General features: G+C 55.6%; 14 protein-coding genes. 6 read left to right on the top strand and 8 right to left on the bottom strand.

Translation table 11 applies throughout. The features are described from left to right. Positions 1-116 precede the first annotated feature (116 nt). Positions 117-323 carry a 50S ribosomal protein L32 gene (gene rpmF, locus AB1L30_RS15780; RefSeq protein WP_345086361.1) on the bottom strand — a complete coding sequence of 69 codons (207 nt, stop codon included), beginning with the start codon at positions 321-323 and terminating at the stop codon, positions 117-119. 316 nt (positions 324-639) lie between these two features. Between rpmF and AB1L30_RS15775 the strand changes: the two genes are divergently transcribed. Then, positions 640-996 carry a hypothetical protein gene (locus AB1L30_RS15775; RefSeq protein WP_367014386.1) on the top strand — a complete coding sequence of 119 codons (357 nt, stop codon included), beginning with the start codon at positions 640-642 and terminating at the stop codon, positions 994-996. Between the two features lie 90 nt (positions 997-1,086). On the opposite strand, the gene AB1L30_RS15770 is transcribed toward AB1L30_RS15775, so the two are convergent. Continuing rightward, positions 1,087-1,533 carry a ferritin-like domain-containing protein gene (locus AB1L30_RS15770; RefSeq protein WP_345086357.1) on the bottom strand — a complete coding sequence of 149 codons (447 nt, stop codon included), beginning with the start codon at positions 1,531-1,533 and terminating at the stop codon, positions 1,087-1,089. Positions 1,534-2,179: 646 nt separating this feature from the next. Here AB1L30_RS15770 and AB1L30_RS15765 point away from each other — a divergent pair. Continuing rightward, positions 2,180-3,538, top strand: coding sequence for a PQQ-binding-like beta-propeller repeat protein (locus AB1L30_RS15765; RefSeq protein ID WP_367014385.1), 1,359 nt, complete (start codon positions 2,180-2,182; stop codon positions 3,536-3,538). A 3-nt stretch (positions 3,539-3,541) separates the two neighbouring features. Here the strand turns inward: AB1L30_RS15765 and AB1L30_RS15760 are convergent, their stop codons facing one another. Beyond that, entirely contained in the window at positions 3,542-3,694 is a 153-nt protein-coding gene (locus AB1L30_RS15760) for a hypothetical protein (RefSeq protein WP_367014384.1), read from the bottom strand. A gap of 46 nt (positions 3,695-3,740) precedes the next feature. Here AB1L30_RS15760 and AB1L30_RS15755 point away from each other — a divergent pair, with 46 nt between their 5' ends. The 3 genes from AB1L30_RS15755 (at position 3,741) to AB1L30_RS15745 (ending at position 7,638) form a co-directional block, all read left to right on the top strand. Continuing rightward, positions 3,741-4,259 carry a hypothetical protein gene (locus tag AB1L30_RS15755; protein WP_367014383.1) on the top strand — a complete coding sequence of 173 codons (519 nt, stop codon included), beginning with the start codon at positions 3,741-3,743 and terminating at the stop codon, positions 4,257-4,259. 231 nt (positions 4,260-4,490) lie between these two features. Next, a complete protein-coding gene (locus AB1L30_RS15750; protein ID WP_367014382.1) occupies positions 4,491-6,647 on the top strand; it encodes a methyl-accepting chemotaxis protein in 2,157 nt (718 codons plus the stop codon). Positions 6,648-7,050: 403 nt separating this feature from the next. After that, positions 7,051-7,638 carry an HdeD family acid-resistance protein gene (locus AB1L30_RS15745; RefSeq protein ID WP_367014381.1) on the top strand — a complete coding sequence of 196 codons (588 nt, stop codon included), beginning with the start codon at positions 7,051-7,053 and terminating at the stop codon, positions 7,636-7,638. Positions 7,639-7,731: 93 nt separating this feature from the next. On the opposite strand, the gene AB1L30_RS15740 is transcribed toward AB1L30_RS15745, so the two are convergent. The 4 genes from AB1L30_RS15740 to AB1L30_RS15725 form a co-directional block, all read right to left on the bottom strand. After that, complete coding sequence (locus AB1L30_RS15740) at positions 7,732-8,232, bottom strand: hypothetical protein (protein ID WP_367014380.1); 501 nt, start codon at positions 8,230-8,232, stop codon at positions 7,732-7,734. Positions 8,233-8,619: 387 nt separating this feature from the next. Next, positions 8,620-8,949 (bottom strand): hypothetical protein, encoded by a 330-nt coding sequence (locus AB1L30_RS15735; RefSeq protein ID WP_367014379.1) that lies wholly within the window; start codon positions 8,947-8,949, stop codon positions 8,620-8,622. Positions 8,950-9,007: 58 nt separating this feature from the next. Further along, positions 9,008-10,834: a sodium-dependent bicarbonate transport family permease gene (locus AB1L30_RS15730; RefSeq protein WP_367014378.1), complete on the bottom strand. Its 1,827-nt coding sequence runs from the start codon at positions 10,832-10,834 to the stop codon at positions 9,008-9,010. Positions 10,835-11,066: 232 nt separating this feature from the next. Further along, positions 11,067-11,477: a hypothetical protein gene (locus tag AB1L30_RS15725; RefSeq protein WP_367014377.1), complete on the bottom strand. Its 411-nt coding sequence runs from the start codon at positions 11,475-11,477 to the stop codon at positions 11,067-11,069. A gap of 331 nt (positions 11,478-11,808) precedes the next feature. Between AB1L30_RS15725 and AB1L30_RS15720 the strand changes: the two genes are divergently transcribed. Next, positions 11,809-12,414 carry a hypothetical protein gene (locus AB1L30_RS15720; protein WP_367014376.1) on the top strand — a complete coding sequence of 202 codons (606 nt, stop codon included), beginning with the start codon at positions 11,809-11,811 and terminating at the stop codon, positions 12,412-12,414. Between the two features lie 3 nt (positions 12,415-12,417). On the opposite strand, the gene AB1L30_RS15715 is transcribed toward AB1L30_RS15720, so the two are convergent. After that, complete coding sequence (locus tag AB1L30_RS15715; RefSeq protein ID WP_367014375.1) at positions 12,418-13,383, bottom strand: MoxR family ATPase; 966 nt, start codon at positions 13,381-13,383, stop codon at positions 12,418-12,420. Between the last annotated feature and the right edge of the window lie 3 nt (positions 13,384-13,386).

The raw sequence follows: 13,386 nt of genomic DNA, 5'->3' as shown, positions 1-13,386 counted from the left end.
TATCGATCCGGCTTCGAAGACGACAGACCGCTGGTCGAGGTCTGCCCGTACGGAGCGACTGCACTCCGTTCGCGCATTGTCCCAGCGGTCTACAGCGTTTGGAAGGCCGGGTTGTGTTACTCGGCGGCTTCGTTCGAAGGAATCACATTGCGGCCCATGTAGTGACCACATTCTGGGCACACAACGTGGGTCGGAAGGGCCACGCGAACACGGCGTTCGTGCAAGCAGTTCGGGCACAGCGTAAGCTGCTTGCCCTTCAGGCCATCGTGTGCACGACGCATGCCGGTGCGGGAATTCGACTGTTTTCTCTTAGGTACTGCCATGACCGTGGTTCCAAGAGGTGATAGCAACGACGTAAGCCGATTGCTGGCCTCATTTTAGTGCCCCCGCAGGCCATAGAGGATAACGTTGATCCTGGGGCCCAAGGAGCAGAAGTCCGAGGAAAGCCTCACTAGTGGAGGCACAATATGCCGGGGGAAACGCGAAATGATACTGGCATTCGCTAGAACCGTCAATAAGCCCCGCCCTTTGAGCGATTTACAATTTTTCTTATTGACGACGGACGCCTAACTCCGCAAAATGGTGACGAACTGAGACTTGATATCAATTTGAACTTTGTCGATAGCACTCTCACCATCTATGGCCTACCCCACCGAGCAAGTGGTCGAAACGATTTCGACCGGAGACCGCGACCGGACCCTCGTCGTGAACTGTTTCGACCGAGAGGGTCAGGCATTCGTGGAAATTCGTCAGCAAAGCTATGGCGGTGCACGCGTTGGCTGGTTTACCCAGTCCAGCGTTCAAGTTGCCCCTGAATCGCTCGCTGCCCTGCGTACCGCTTTAGGTATCGCAAGTGCTTTGCCTGAAATCGTTTCCGCAAAACGCGAACGGGTCACCCTGAAGGTAACCCGTACGGAAGAAAGCTCGTATGTTTCGGGCCGCATCACCAATTCAACTCCGCCAGCTCTGCGTGTATGGCATGCGGAATCGGCGTAAGAGACGGGTATTGTTCCGGTAAGTGCCTGGGGATTACCTGGGTATCACCGGAACAATACCTGCGCGTTTCTCTTATGCGGTCGGCGGCTTCTAGCCGGCCTTCGTGGCGCTGCCACCCTTGGCCTGGGCTGCGACAGCCGGATCCTTCAGGATCATCGTGAACTGGTCGACGCCGTCTTGCTCTTCCAGCAAGATTTCTTCCAGCAGAACCACGAGCGGGCGATTCTTGCCGTCAGCCATCGACAGCACTTCTTGGTACAGCTGAACTGCCTTCGATTCGAATTCCAGGGCGTTCTGCAGCATTTCGTAGAGGTCGTCCGTTTGCTTGACCTGGTTACGTTCGATCGTTGGAACGCCGCCCAGGGCAGCGATCTTCTGGCCAATGGTGCGGGCATGACCGAACGATTCTTTGGCGCTTTCCAGGAAGATCTCGTTATAGACTTCTCGCCAAAGTCCGGTCACCACGAAGGCGGCCTGCGAGTACTGAGCCACGCCGGTCCACTCGTGCTTCAGAATTTCGTTCAACTTATCAATCACTGCCTGATCCATTGTCTTGTCCTTTCATTCTGGCAAAAGAGCGTCTTGATTGCTCTTTGGATGGGTGCGTTATCACCGATAGGCAACGGTTTGTTGCAGGGAGATTAGCGGTGCAAATCGCGAGCCTGAACGACTGGTTGGCGGTAGCTACATCATCGTGTGCAGTCTCAACTTCTCTCCGAATGGTACCACCGGTATCGGGAAAATCCACCGGGTACTAACCCTATACGTGGCTGTTACTTGCATTTTGTGCCAAAAGATAGTCACTCTCAAGAAGCGATCTTGTTGAGACTGCAGTTATGGCAATTGGGTCTCAATAGTGTCCACTGGCAGACCGCCGGCAAACCGAAGCAACCTTGGGCAACGCTCTGGCCTTCCCAAGGATTTATGGCCAATCGGTGCCCTGATCTCATTTCGTCCGAAACACTTGCCCGGAAATAGGGTTGGGTTTCCAGGCCCTTCGATTCGGATTGGCCGAATTTGGAGGAATAGGGTAGGAATCCGGAGGATCGTTCTATCGCCGCCTTGGGCGGGTGGCCTAAAATTCATCCGATTTTGAGGAAGCGAGCAGCGCGGCAGATGTCGTTTCCTGGATGAAGGGGTTCTTTCCTCCACGAACCGTTACGAAATAAAGCGAGATATTTAGATGCGTTGTTTTGCGTTGCTGGTTGGTGCCACGCTGGTTGCCGGACTCTCTTGGAAGACTGTAGAAGCAAACGACTGGCCTCAGTGGCAAGGTAACCACCGAGATGCCATCTCTCAGGAAAAAGGTCTATTGAAGGCTTGGCCGGCCGATGGCCCGAAACTCGCCTGGCGAGTGACCAAGCTTGGCGGCGGCGACAGTACCCCATCGATCGCCGATGGACGAATCTTCGGCATGAGTAACCGCGGCTCGGATGAAGTCGTCTGGGCCCTGTCGGAAGAGACGGGCAAAGAGCTGTGGGTCTCGAAACTGGGCGCAGCCTATCAGCAAGGGATGCCGCAATCGAAAGAAGGTCCTGGCTGCACGCCGACTGTCGACGGCGACTTGATGTATGTCATGGGTATGGCTGGCAACGTCGCCTGCTTGAAGGTTGTCGATGGCGAGATCGTCTGGCAGCGTGATCTGAAGACCGAATACGACGGCGCGATTCCACCATGGAGCTATCGCGAGTCCCCACTGGTCGATGGCAATAAGGTGATCTTTACCCCAGGCGGTAAGGGGGCCACGATGGTCGCCTTGAATAAGATGACCGGTGAAACGATCTGGGAATCGAAGACAAGCGAAGAAGAGCCTCAGCCAACCGCGGAAGAACGCCCTCGGGAAGAAAATGGCCCAGGCGAAGGTCGTCGCCGTGGTCCTGGAGGCCGTGGTGGCCCGCGTCCCGATGCGGCATACTCGTCGGCAATTGCTCTCGATGTCGATGGCAAGCGTCAGTACGTGCAGTTTACCTCCAAGGCTTTAGTGGGTGTCGATGCCGAGGACGGTGACGTTCTGTGGACTTACGATCGTCCTGCCAACCGCATGGGGATTAACTGCTCGACGCCGATCTATCACGACGGCCTTGTCTTCGCTGCTTCCGCTTATGGCAATGGTGGTGGCGCCGTGAAGTTGAACAAGAAGTCGGACGGCACGTTCGACGCCGAAGAAGTCTACTTCACCTCGAACATGCAGAACCATCACGGCGGCATGATCGTCGTCGACGACTGCTTGTACGGTGCCAACGGTGGTAACGGCGGCGGTTTTCTGTCGTGCCTCGATTTCAAGACTGGCGACGTCCTGTGGCGTGAACGTCGCGCTCCGAAGGGAGCCCTCGCGATGGCGGACGGTTTGCTTTACCTGCGAAGTGAAGAAGGCACCGTGGTGCTGATTCAGCCGAACAAAGAAGAGTACGTCGAACTGGGACGTTTCGAGCAGCCCGATCGCACCGACAAACCTGCTTGGGCTCATCCCGTGATCGCCAACGGCAAGCTCTACATTCGCGATCATGACCTGCTGCTGTGCTACGACATCTCCGCCAACTAAGGCTTAGAGGTCGAAGCTGACATCCGGCAAACGCTTGAAATTGCCCACGAAGATCGACGACGAGAGATTCCCGTCGTCGATCTTTTTTTGCGCCCTCCCCTGCCCCATGTTCGCGATTGCATTACGGCGACTATTTCTTTTGGCATCGGCGTTCATTACGATGAATCGAAAGAAATATGAGAAAGCATGAAAGAGGAATGCAATGAGTTACGTCATGGTAGACGTCGAATCGGATGGGCCGATTCCAGGAGATTATTCCATGGTTTGCTTCGGGGCCGTGCTGGTCGAACCAGGTCTGAAGCGAACATTCTACGGACAATTAAAGCCGATCTCTGATCGGTGGATCCCCGACGCGTTAGCCGTATCTGGCTTCACTCGCGAGCAGACAATGTCCTTCGACGAGCCGGCCTTGGTGATGCAGCAATTTGCCGATTGGCTGAAGCAAGAGAGCGACGGCCGCGTGATGTTCATCTCCGACAACAATGGCTTCGACTGGCAATTTATCAATTGGTATTTTCACCACTTCCTTCAGAAGAACCCGTTTGGATTTAGCTCCAGCAATCTCGGTTCGCTCTACAAGGGGTTGGTCAATGATACCTTTAAGAACTTCAAACATCTCCGCCGCACGCGGCACACGCACCATCCTGTCGACGACGCCAAAGGGAATGCCGAAGCGCTGTTGGCGATGAAGACCGACATGGGATTGAAGATTCGTCTGTAAACCCGCAGTGGATGGTCATCAGACGGCCAGACTCGACGGTTGTGGCCACGAACGCGAACAGATCGTGACCACTTGAAAACGACACGATCAACCTAACCCGAACGACCTGAAGTCGGGCATGCGGCAAGGCGTAAATGCCCTTGAAGGAGGGGTTGGGCGGTTCCGGTTGAACTACCTTTGGGCAGGTTTTCTCTTGCTAGAGCATCGAAGGGCAGTTCAATGAAATGGAACATGACGATTCGACGGCAGTTGCAATTGTTGCTGGTGGTAACGATTTTGCCGCTGTTTCTCTTCGCCTGGTGGCAGGTCAAAGGGAACTGGGATACCTATGTCAGCGCGAGTCGCACGCCTGAGATTGTCGACGTCACCAATTACTTGGGCGACCTGACGCACGAATTGCAAAAGGAACGTGGAATGAGCGCTGGCTTCCTGGCCAGCAAGGGCTCGGCGTTCTCAAGCGAACTGAAAGATCAGCGACTGCTAACCGACAAGGTAATCGCGGAGTTGCCCAACGTCTTGGCGTTAGGTGAGCGGCATAGACTAATTACCGCAGAAGATGCGGAGAGGATCAATCAGGCAGTCGACGACGTGAAGAAGGCTCGGCTTGACGTGAATGCCATGTCCCCTGCACCGCCGATCCTGGCGACGTACACCGGCTGCATCAATCAGAACCTGAACCAGGCGATTCGGTGTTCTGAATCGGTCACCGATGGCGAACTGGTCCGGATCCTGATCGCTGCCCAGTCACTGGCATTTGCCAAAGAATTCGCCGGCCTTGAACGTGCCCGTGTCTCTCAGGCACTGGGAGGTAAGAAGGCCGACAAGAAGTTGCGACATACCATCGCTGAACTCAAGCGTGCCCAGGAAGAGCACTTGCGTCACTTCGATTCGCTGGTCTCTTCCGATCTACGCGAGATGTTGGCCAACGCCGCCCAAGCGGAACATGCTCAGCGAGCCGCTGAGATCTCTGGCATCGTTGTCGCATCGAACGACAGTGATCAATTCCACATTAATCCGTCCGAATGGTGGAGAGTTCAAACGGCCCGACTCGGTGACTATCGTGCGATTCAGATGGCGCAAGCAAACCAAATCAAAACGCGTGCTTCCGAAATCGCTAATTCAGCATTCTTCAAGTTTCTCTCGATGCTCCTGATTTCTGGTTCTGTGCTGCTGGCAGGTATCGGTCTGGGGCTCCACTCGACACATTCGATCGCATCGGGCACGAAGAAACTCGTTCACGCCATTCGTGATATTGCGACCGGAAAGGCATCGTTCGATACGCGATTGCCGGAGGGTGACCATGAACTGGGGCAGATCGCGATGAGCTTCAATCAGGTGCTCGAACGTTTGACCGAAGCAGGCAAGATCTGCGCTGGCAGTGCGACAACGCTGGCTGCTTCGGGAGAACAATTGACCGCCGAAGCAGAGTCGATCAAACGAGATCTGACCAAGTCGCGTGATCGCAGCGAAGTGATCACGAAGGACGTCGCTCGGATGTTCGAGAAGATTCAAGAGGCCTCGTCGTCGATTCGTTCGGTGACCGATTCGCTGACCGACGCTTCCTCATCGATTCAAAACTTGGTCAACGTGATGGAGAACGCGACACAGCATGCCAACGAGGTATCGTCGGCGACCCAATCCGCATCGAAGATCGTCTCGGACAATTCGAATAATTTCGATCGGTTGGTGACCGCCGCTTCCGAAATTGGTGATGTGGTGGGACTCATCAAGCAGATCGCGGAACAAACCAATCTGCTTAGCTTGAATGCCACGATCGAAGCGAGCCGGGCCGGTGAAGCGGGAAAAGGCTTTGCGGTGGTGGCGACCGAAGTGAAAGACCTGGCCAATCAGACGGCGTCGGCCATTCAAACCGTTGAGCAGCGAATTGCCGCGATTCAACAGACGACGCGAATTTCGACCGAGTCGACCAAGCAAGTCGTCTCGCTGTTCGAAAACCTGCTGGGCACGACCAACGAACTGGCCGAGTTGACCGCACAGCAAGGAAGAAGTGCCGCCTCGCTTTGCAGTGAGGTGGAAGGTGTCGTGCGTCGCTCGACAGAAGCCCGGGCGAGCATGGATAGCTCGGTGGAAGAAACCGACGCCATCAATCGCGAATTGGCCTCGATCGACAGTCTGTTGGAAGACTCGGTCCATGGCATCATGAACACTTACGATGCAAGTTTGTCACTCAGCGAACTGGCATGCAACATGAAAGAGAAGATGGACGGCATGTTGTTCACCCATCGGGTTCCGATAGCTGCCAGGCCTGACTTCGAGCATCTCCGTGAAGAGATGAATCCTAGCGAAGAGCACTCAAACGACGAGCCGCCACAAGCGAACGATTCGGCCGAGGAAGAGCATCCATCGCAAGAGCCGGTGCTGGTCTAAGCGACCAGTATCGCGTCTCTAATTTATTCGACGGCAACAGACGGTTCCTTTCTCGCTTTGCGCAGCGGGCAGAGAGGAACCGCTCTTTCTTTTCAGCCATGGGAGCAGTGGCGTATGTTGGCGGCCGGCCATCTTTGCGCAAAAGGCTCAGCGTCGCCAATTCTTAACCCGGAATGCTCCTTCGTGGTTAGGTTCCCCCCGGTGTCACGCTTTAGGTGCTAAGCTTCCGTGGATACCCGAAAAAACTCGCCTGACGTGGTCGCTCGCCCGCATTCAAATGGGGGCGGTGACAAAGCAGGCAGGTCGTCGCGGGGATGAATCTGTCGAAACTTTCGTTGTGTTCGCAATGTTGCGATCGATACAATCGACACAATAAACAGTCACAAATTGGGGGAAGAACATCATGGCTGAAAAGAAGCATCCAAACGTAACCTGGCTCTACATCATGGGCATTTTGACGGTCCTGATGGGAATGATCTCGGTCAGTTCGCCATTGATCGCCGGCACGGCTGTCGTTTACATCGTGGGCGCCGTGATGCTGATCGCCGGGATCGCTCAGATTGCCAGCGGTTTGCAGGCCGAAGGTCTCTCGCACAAGCTGATGCCGCTGATCCTGGGCATTGTGACGGTGCTGGGTGGTATCTCAGCCCTGCTGCATCCAATTCTCGGCCTGACCATCCTGACGTTCTTTCTGGCAGCTTACTTCCTGGCCGAAGGCGTCTGGAAGATTATCGCCGCCTTCAGCTACCGTCCGGCAACCGGTTGGTTGGCGATGCTGCTCAGCGGTGTGATTACCTGGGTTCTGGGGGCAATGATTCTGACCCAGTGGCCTTACTCGGGCTTGTGGGCCATCGGCGTGCTGGTGGGCGTGAACCTGATCTTCACCGGGTTTGCCTTGATCAGCGTTGCGGCAACCGTCGGTCAGATTCTGGACAAAGTCGAAGACAAGATCAGCGAAGCCGCTTCGTCCGACAAGGCTGCCCACGCCTAAGACGCTTCATTGCTTCATGACTAAAAAAAACAGCCGCTACCCGAACTCGGGGCAGCGGCTGTTTTTTTGTGGACACCTAGGAGAATCGAGCGATCAGGCTGCACGATTGCTCAATTTCGTTGGTGCCGCCTCTTGGGCGAAGTGGGCTATTGCCCGGTAACCAAACCCCAGGAATGCCACCAGGGTAATCAATTGTGTCGCCATAAAAGCCGGTTCGCTCTGAGTTGGAGCGAAGGCATGTAAAACCGGGATCTTCTGAAACGACTGGACAATCAAGACGACCACGTTCAAGTACAGCGAAAAAATCGCCGTCACGATGTACGTCGCTCGCCAGCCGCCCCGCAAGTGTTTCGCATACAACGCCACCGTCGCCAGCGACAAGGCGATCAGACTGAGCACACCAAACACGATGCCTGGTGTGACTTTGGTGATGGGAAACAGGAAACCGGACAGGCTGGTCAAAATCGTCGTGACCAGGAAAACGGCCGTCCAGCGAGGATATCGCTGGTTCACCGTCATTCCATAAAAAGCGACCAGTCCGGCCGCGATGGCTACCAAGCTGATGATCACATGAGACAGTGTGAGCGTTGTCATTTTCCGATTTCCTTAAGTAAGGGACGTTGCTTAATGGTTATCGGGTTGGATGACAGACAGATCGGTATAGTTTCGCGAATTCCGGGCTGGTCAAAGTTTGTACGCGTGGCCATGGTTCGGCCACCACATTCGGTGATCAAGCTGCCTGGAGCCACAGCCCTAACGACGCTTCAGGCGAAGTGTCGAGTCGCGACGGAGGCAGTTTGTTTGATCGAGGATTAATTGAGCGAATTGTATGGGGAGCCTGGAAATATGACGTCGATTCCAGGGCGAGCTGAGAAATGGGAGGTATTCAGGCCAACGGCATGTCGAAGGGAAAAGCCTGCGTAAAAGCGAGCTTCTACGCAGGCTTTGGGGGAGGTCGCATGACAGGGCGTTCGTAGCCCCTTAAATTGTCTGCGTGATCGCTTGATCACGTTCATCGACTTCCACGTTGTCAGCAAAAGCGAACAACGCGTATTGATTCAACTGGGCAAACTGAGCCGCATGAATCCAGTCCAGAATCTTGGCACCGATGGCCTGCGTGGTCACGATCTCGACGCGGAGCAGTCTTCCGCCGTTGTACGGATCGCCTGTCACGGCATGTCGGCCTTTGCCTTCGACTTCCAGGTAGTGGTAGCACGCAGCGCCTAACACTTCGATCTGATCGAAGATCAATTCTTTCAGCGCGGCGTCGTGCACAATCGTAATGCGCCGCGCAACTTTGGTCGTAATCATCGATATGGTTCCTTGTTATGTCTGCAGTTAATTCGTTGCGAATCTTCCGTGGGCCGAACTAGGCGATCGGGAACCACTGGATGATGTGCTGGGCGATTTCGATGTAGATCGGAATGCCAAGGGTCACGTTCCAGGTGAAGGTCAGACCGAGCGAAGCCGCAAGTGGCAACGTAGGGCTGGCTTCTGGAATCGCAATTCGTTGAACCGCGGGAACCGCAATATAAGAAGCAGCACCGCACAGCACTGCAAACAAAGCATACGTACCAGGCTCAAACGCGTGACCCAGAACCATGCTGTAACCGTGCAAGGCAACCATCCCGAACGTGGCGAACAGCACTGGGGCCAGCACGCCGAACAGGATGAAACCGAAGCCGGCCGTCTTGAGATCGCTCAGACGCTGGCAAGCGGTGATACCCATTTCCAACAGGAACAAGCACAAGGCACCTTTGAACAGCACCAGGAACAAGTTGTTCGGGCCTTCGACCACATGCGGGTCAACGATCGCCTGGCGACCGCTGATGAAGCCGACGATGATACCGCCAAACAACATGTACAAGCCTGGGTTGAGGAAGACTTCGTGCAGAAGCTTCAAGTTCAAGGCGCTCTTATGAGCTGGAGCAACGGCAGCACCGACGCTCTTGGCGACCGGTTCACCGTGATGCTCGTGCGTTTCGGCGTTTTCCGAAACGTCTTCAGCAGCCGGCGAAGTCACGGTCATGGCATGAGCGTCGCCCATGTAGCCCGGCTCGTCCGGCATGTTACCAAGTTTGTCCATACCGCTTCGACGCAGACGCGAAACGAGGAACAAACCAACCAGACAGCCTGGAATTTCCATGACGGCCAACATGACCGGCATATAGCTGTCGTGCAACAAATTCAATGTTGCCAGGATGCCCAGGCAGGTCACAAAGGTACCTGCCGAGTCTGATCCATAATAGGAACCGACGGTCACCGCATCGATCCGGCGCATCGGGGTGAAAGTCCGCAACATCCACGTCGCGCACAACCCGATGATACCATTCACGATGAACCCCACTGCGGCCAACCCGCCGGCGACCGCCAGTTCCGATGATGGCAATTCAGCCATCAGTTCGCCACCATGCCAGCCGATTGCGACCAGCAGGTATATCGTTAAGCTCTGGTACAGAGCCTTAGGAAACTCGAAGGGAACGCGAAGCAGTGGAATCGCGAAACCCATGAAGAAGAACAGCAACAAAGGCTGGAACAAGTTGGTAACAAAGTTGTTCATCACCGAGGCCAGCATGCCAGCGTGCGCTGCTTCGTGATGAATCGAAAGCCGCAGAATGCCGTGCGCTTCTGCCAGGCGAATCTTTTCTAACTGCCCGCCGTTGACGAGCAGTCCGACGACGCGCGTCGGAAAAACTTCTGGTTGTTCGTGTCCATGCTCGACCACCACCGGAGCGTCTTCGGCTTCTTCAGGTGGGGGCGTCTGGTTCTCGCTGCCCGGGACACGCTCGACCGAATGAACGAAGACGTGTTTCAGGATCGTTTCCGAATGGGCACCGCCGCCATGGAGGGTCGCCAGCGAAACGTCAACCGCTTCACCGGGCTTCAGTTCGTCGGGATGGGCCACTTCGACGATCGCCTTGAATACACGGCTGCCAATGGGACGCGTCTTCAGGTCGTCGGACTTTCCCTTCTTGTCTGCCTTCGGAGCCGCGACTTCCACTTTGGAGTCTTTAGGCTGCAACGACTGGCCGACAATAATCGGGCTCGGCCCATTGTTTTCGTGTTGACCAAACGCATAATCCGTCGCGGCCGTGGTCATCATGACCACCGCACCAATCAGCGCCGCGCCGACCATGTTTCGCATCGAAAACAGTCGGGGCGCACCGGATGCGTCTGCTTGAAAAAGCTTGCGCATGCTACACCTGTTAAGTTGATAAATGGGTTGGACTTTGGCGCTTCATGCAGAGCACTCCCGTAGGAACACTCTTGAAGTCTTGTACAGCAGTGGGAGGGTGTAAGCGGTGACCCACAACGCAGGAATGCATACAGTAGATGGAGGCTACGCTATGCGTTCGAGCGAGCTAGGCGTGTAAACCGCGATGCTTAAGACAATTGATGGGCAAGATGGGTGTAGAGAACCGGTGTAATTAGACAGCCGGCGGCCCACGCAGGAAAGAAACGGTGTGGAGCTGAATCGAATTAACAGGCTGACGGTCATCGATGACCGGAATTGCCGTTAGTTCGTAGCTTGGCATGCCCCACGTTGGGGACAATGCAAACACCTGGAGTTCGATTTTGCCTTCGGCTTCAAACTCAGATACCTCGGCCTGTCCACAGTCTTGAGCATGTGGACTGGTCGGTTTGCCCGTGCGGCCAAAGTCGGTTTGCAACAAACCGCCCACAACCCACAGAGCATAAAAGACAACGAGAAACGCCCGGAACGGCGTGATGTTGTTCGAGAGATTTGCTTCAAATGCTCGCCAGCGACGCGACGCACCCGCCAAAACCCGTGCCGGGCTTGGCTGAGCCGAATCGTCCTGAGTGTGCTGGGAGGACATCAAAGACCGTTTCTTGCGAACGAAAACAGAGTCAAGTTGAAGCAAATATTACCTTGCCAGATTGCGAAATGCAACCTCTCTTGGTTTTGATAATCGGTAAATCCAGACGGAAGCTTTGGTAAGAAAATACATGTTTTTCAGAGAGTTCGCGGCTTTAATCCTTAGCGGAATTCGCTTCGCCCGATAGCCCGAAGCGATGGTATCGAGTTTGCCCTAACACGCTTCCAGCCGGCGACAATCGTTGTGGCAGTGCGGGTTCTCGCGGATCGAACGACGTTTTCATAAAATGCGGGGCTTCCAGACACCTTCGTTCGCTAATCGAGAGTTTCCCATGCGGTACATCATTCTGGTCGAGCAGAAAAAGAAGGCTCCGGCCATGTTCACCGCCCCGGTTGCAGACGACGACGCCGACTATCTGCGCCGTGCGATTGACACCATGCAGCCTCTGTCGGCCGAAGACTACATGCAAGGGCCGGCCGCCATCCTGCACATGCTGGCTCGATACAGCTACGTCCTGCTCGACAACGACGTCTATTGGTGCGTCGAGTGGACGCCTGGGATGATTGTCATTCGCTTCTCGCCCAACGGAGAGATGGCGTGGACTGCCATTCGAAGTCCGGTGCCAGACTTTGGTGGCCGCACAGCGACGAAGGAAGAAAAAGAAGCGTACGATCCCGACGCACCGAACCATCAGGTCAACCTCGTGTTCGAGCCTTGGACCGCTCAGTTCGACGAAGAAGATCGTCAGGCCAAGTGTTTCCAGCCCGCTGACGCCCAGACGGAAGAAGCCTTCGAGGCCGCGCTTGCCTCGGTGAACGAGATTGGCGACCAGATCGAGTCGAAGTATGGCAACGATCTGGAAGCGTGGGTTTATCGAGGCGAAGAGCAAGTCGTCAAAATGGTCGGCGAAGGCGTTCGCCTCGATGACGGCGAATAAGCGTTAGAACGGCACCGCGACTTGAGCGATCAGGTCCGTGATCGTTTCGCGGTTCTGGTTCATGTTGCTGGTCGAGCGGGCCGAGAGGACGGGCACGGCGACATGCTGCACGTCGTCGGCCGTCACAAACGATCTTCCTTGCAAGAATGCCCAGGCCTGCGAGCAACGCAGCCACTGCAGAACACCTCGCGGGCTGACATGCCCGGTGAAGGTGGCATCGCTCGACAACGCTTCGGCCAGGTCGGCCATATAGCTTAACAGCATCTCGCCCGTTTCGACTGCCGCGGCACACTGTTGCAGTTGCAACAGCTGAGCCCGATCGAGTACGGCGTCGCTCGATTCCTGGAAACCTTCCAGCACCCCGCCGCGTGATTTCATCAATCCGATCAGGCTTTCGCGGTCGGGATTGCCAATGCTGATCTTCATCGAAAACCGATCCATCTGCGCTTCCGGCAGTGGAAAGGTGCCATGCAGTTCGTCGGGGTTTTGCGTGGCGATCACGAAAAAGGTGTCGGACAAGCGATAGGTATGGTTATCGATCGTGACCTGGTGCTCGGCCATCGCTTCCAGGAGGGCACTTTGGGTCCGCGGCGTCGCGCGATTGATTTCGTCGGCCAGGACCACATCGGCGAAGACCGGACCCTGATGGAACTCGAACTGCGAGATCTGCTGGTTGTAGATGTTGAAGCCGGTTACGTCTCCTGGCAGAAGATCTGGCGTGCACTGCACCCGTGAGAAGCTCCCTCCGATCGCTTCGGCCAATGCTTTGGCGAGCGTCGTTTTACCGAGTCCTGGCAGGTCTTCAATCAAGATGTTGCCGCGAGCCAGCAAACAGGCCAGCACCAGTTCGACCGTTTCAGGTTTGCCTCGCAAGTGATCGTTCAGCCGACTGCGCAGTCGATCGAGAACGCCGGCGGCATCGAAGTCGAGTTCCATGGAGGTGGTTGCCTGATCGCTGGATGAAGCCACGCT

Origin of the sequence: Bremerella sp. JC817, from assembly GCF_040718835.1 — a bacterium.
GTDB lineage: Bacteria > Planctomycetota > Planctomycetia > Pirellulales > Pirellulaceae > Bremerella.
This window is presented reverse-complemented; position numbering and strand designations above follow the sequence as displayed.

Coding starts and splice junctions, on each gene's coding strand:
- AB1L30_RS15735 (WP_367014379.1), bottom strand. CDS start 8,949: ATGATTACGACCAAAGTTGCGCGGCGCATTACGATTGTGCACGACGCC.
- AB1L30_RS15725 (WP_367014377.1), bottom strand. CDS start 11,477: ATGTCCTCCCAGCACACTCAGGACGATTCGGCTCAGCCAAGCCCGGCA.
- AB1L30_RS15720 (WP_367014376.1), top strand. CDS start 11,809: ATGCGGTACATCATTCTGGTCGAGCAGAAAAAGAAGGCTCCGGCCATG.
- AB1L30_RS15730 (WP_367014378.1), bottom strand. CDS start 10,834: ATGCGCAAGCTTTTTCAAGCAGACGCATCCGGTGCGCCCCGACTGTTT.
- AB1L30_RS15755 (WP_367014383.1), top strand. CDS start 3,741: ATGAGTTACGTCATGGTAGACGTCGAATCGGATGGGCCGATTCCAGGA.
- AB1L30_RS15765 (WP_367014385.1), top strand. CDS start 2,180: ATGCGTTGTTTTGCGTTGCTGGTTGGTGCCACGCTGGTTGCCGGACTC.
- AB1L30_RS15740 (WP_367014380.1), bottom strand. CDS start 8,232: ATGACAACGCTCACACTGTCTCATGTGATCATCAGCTTGGTAGCCATC.
- AB1L30_RS15745 (WP_367014381.1), top strand. CDS start 7,051: ATGGCTGAAAAGAAGCATCCAAACGTAACCTGGCTCTACATCATGGGC.
- rpmF (WP_345086361.1), bottom strand. CDS start 323: ATGGCAGTACCTAAGAGAAAACAGTCGAATTCCCGCACCGGCATGCGT.
- AB1L30_RS15760 (WP_367014384.1), bottom strand. CDS start 3,694: ATGAACGCCGATGCCAAAAGAAATAGTCGCCGTAATGCAATCGCGAAC.
- AB1L30_RS15750 (WP_367014382.1), top strand. CDS start 4,491: ATGACGATTCGACGGCAGTTGCAATTGTTGCTGGTGGTAACGATTTTG.
- AB1L30_RS15775 (WP_367014386.1), top strand. CDS start 640: ATGGCCTACCCCACCGAGCAAGTGGTCGAAACGATTTCGACCGGAGAC.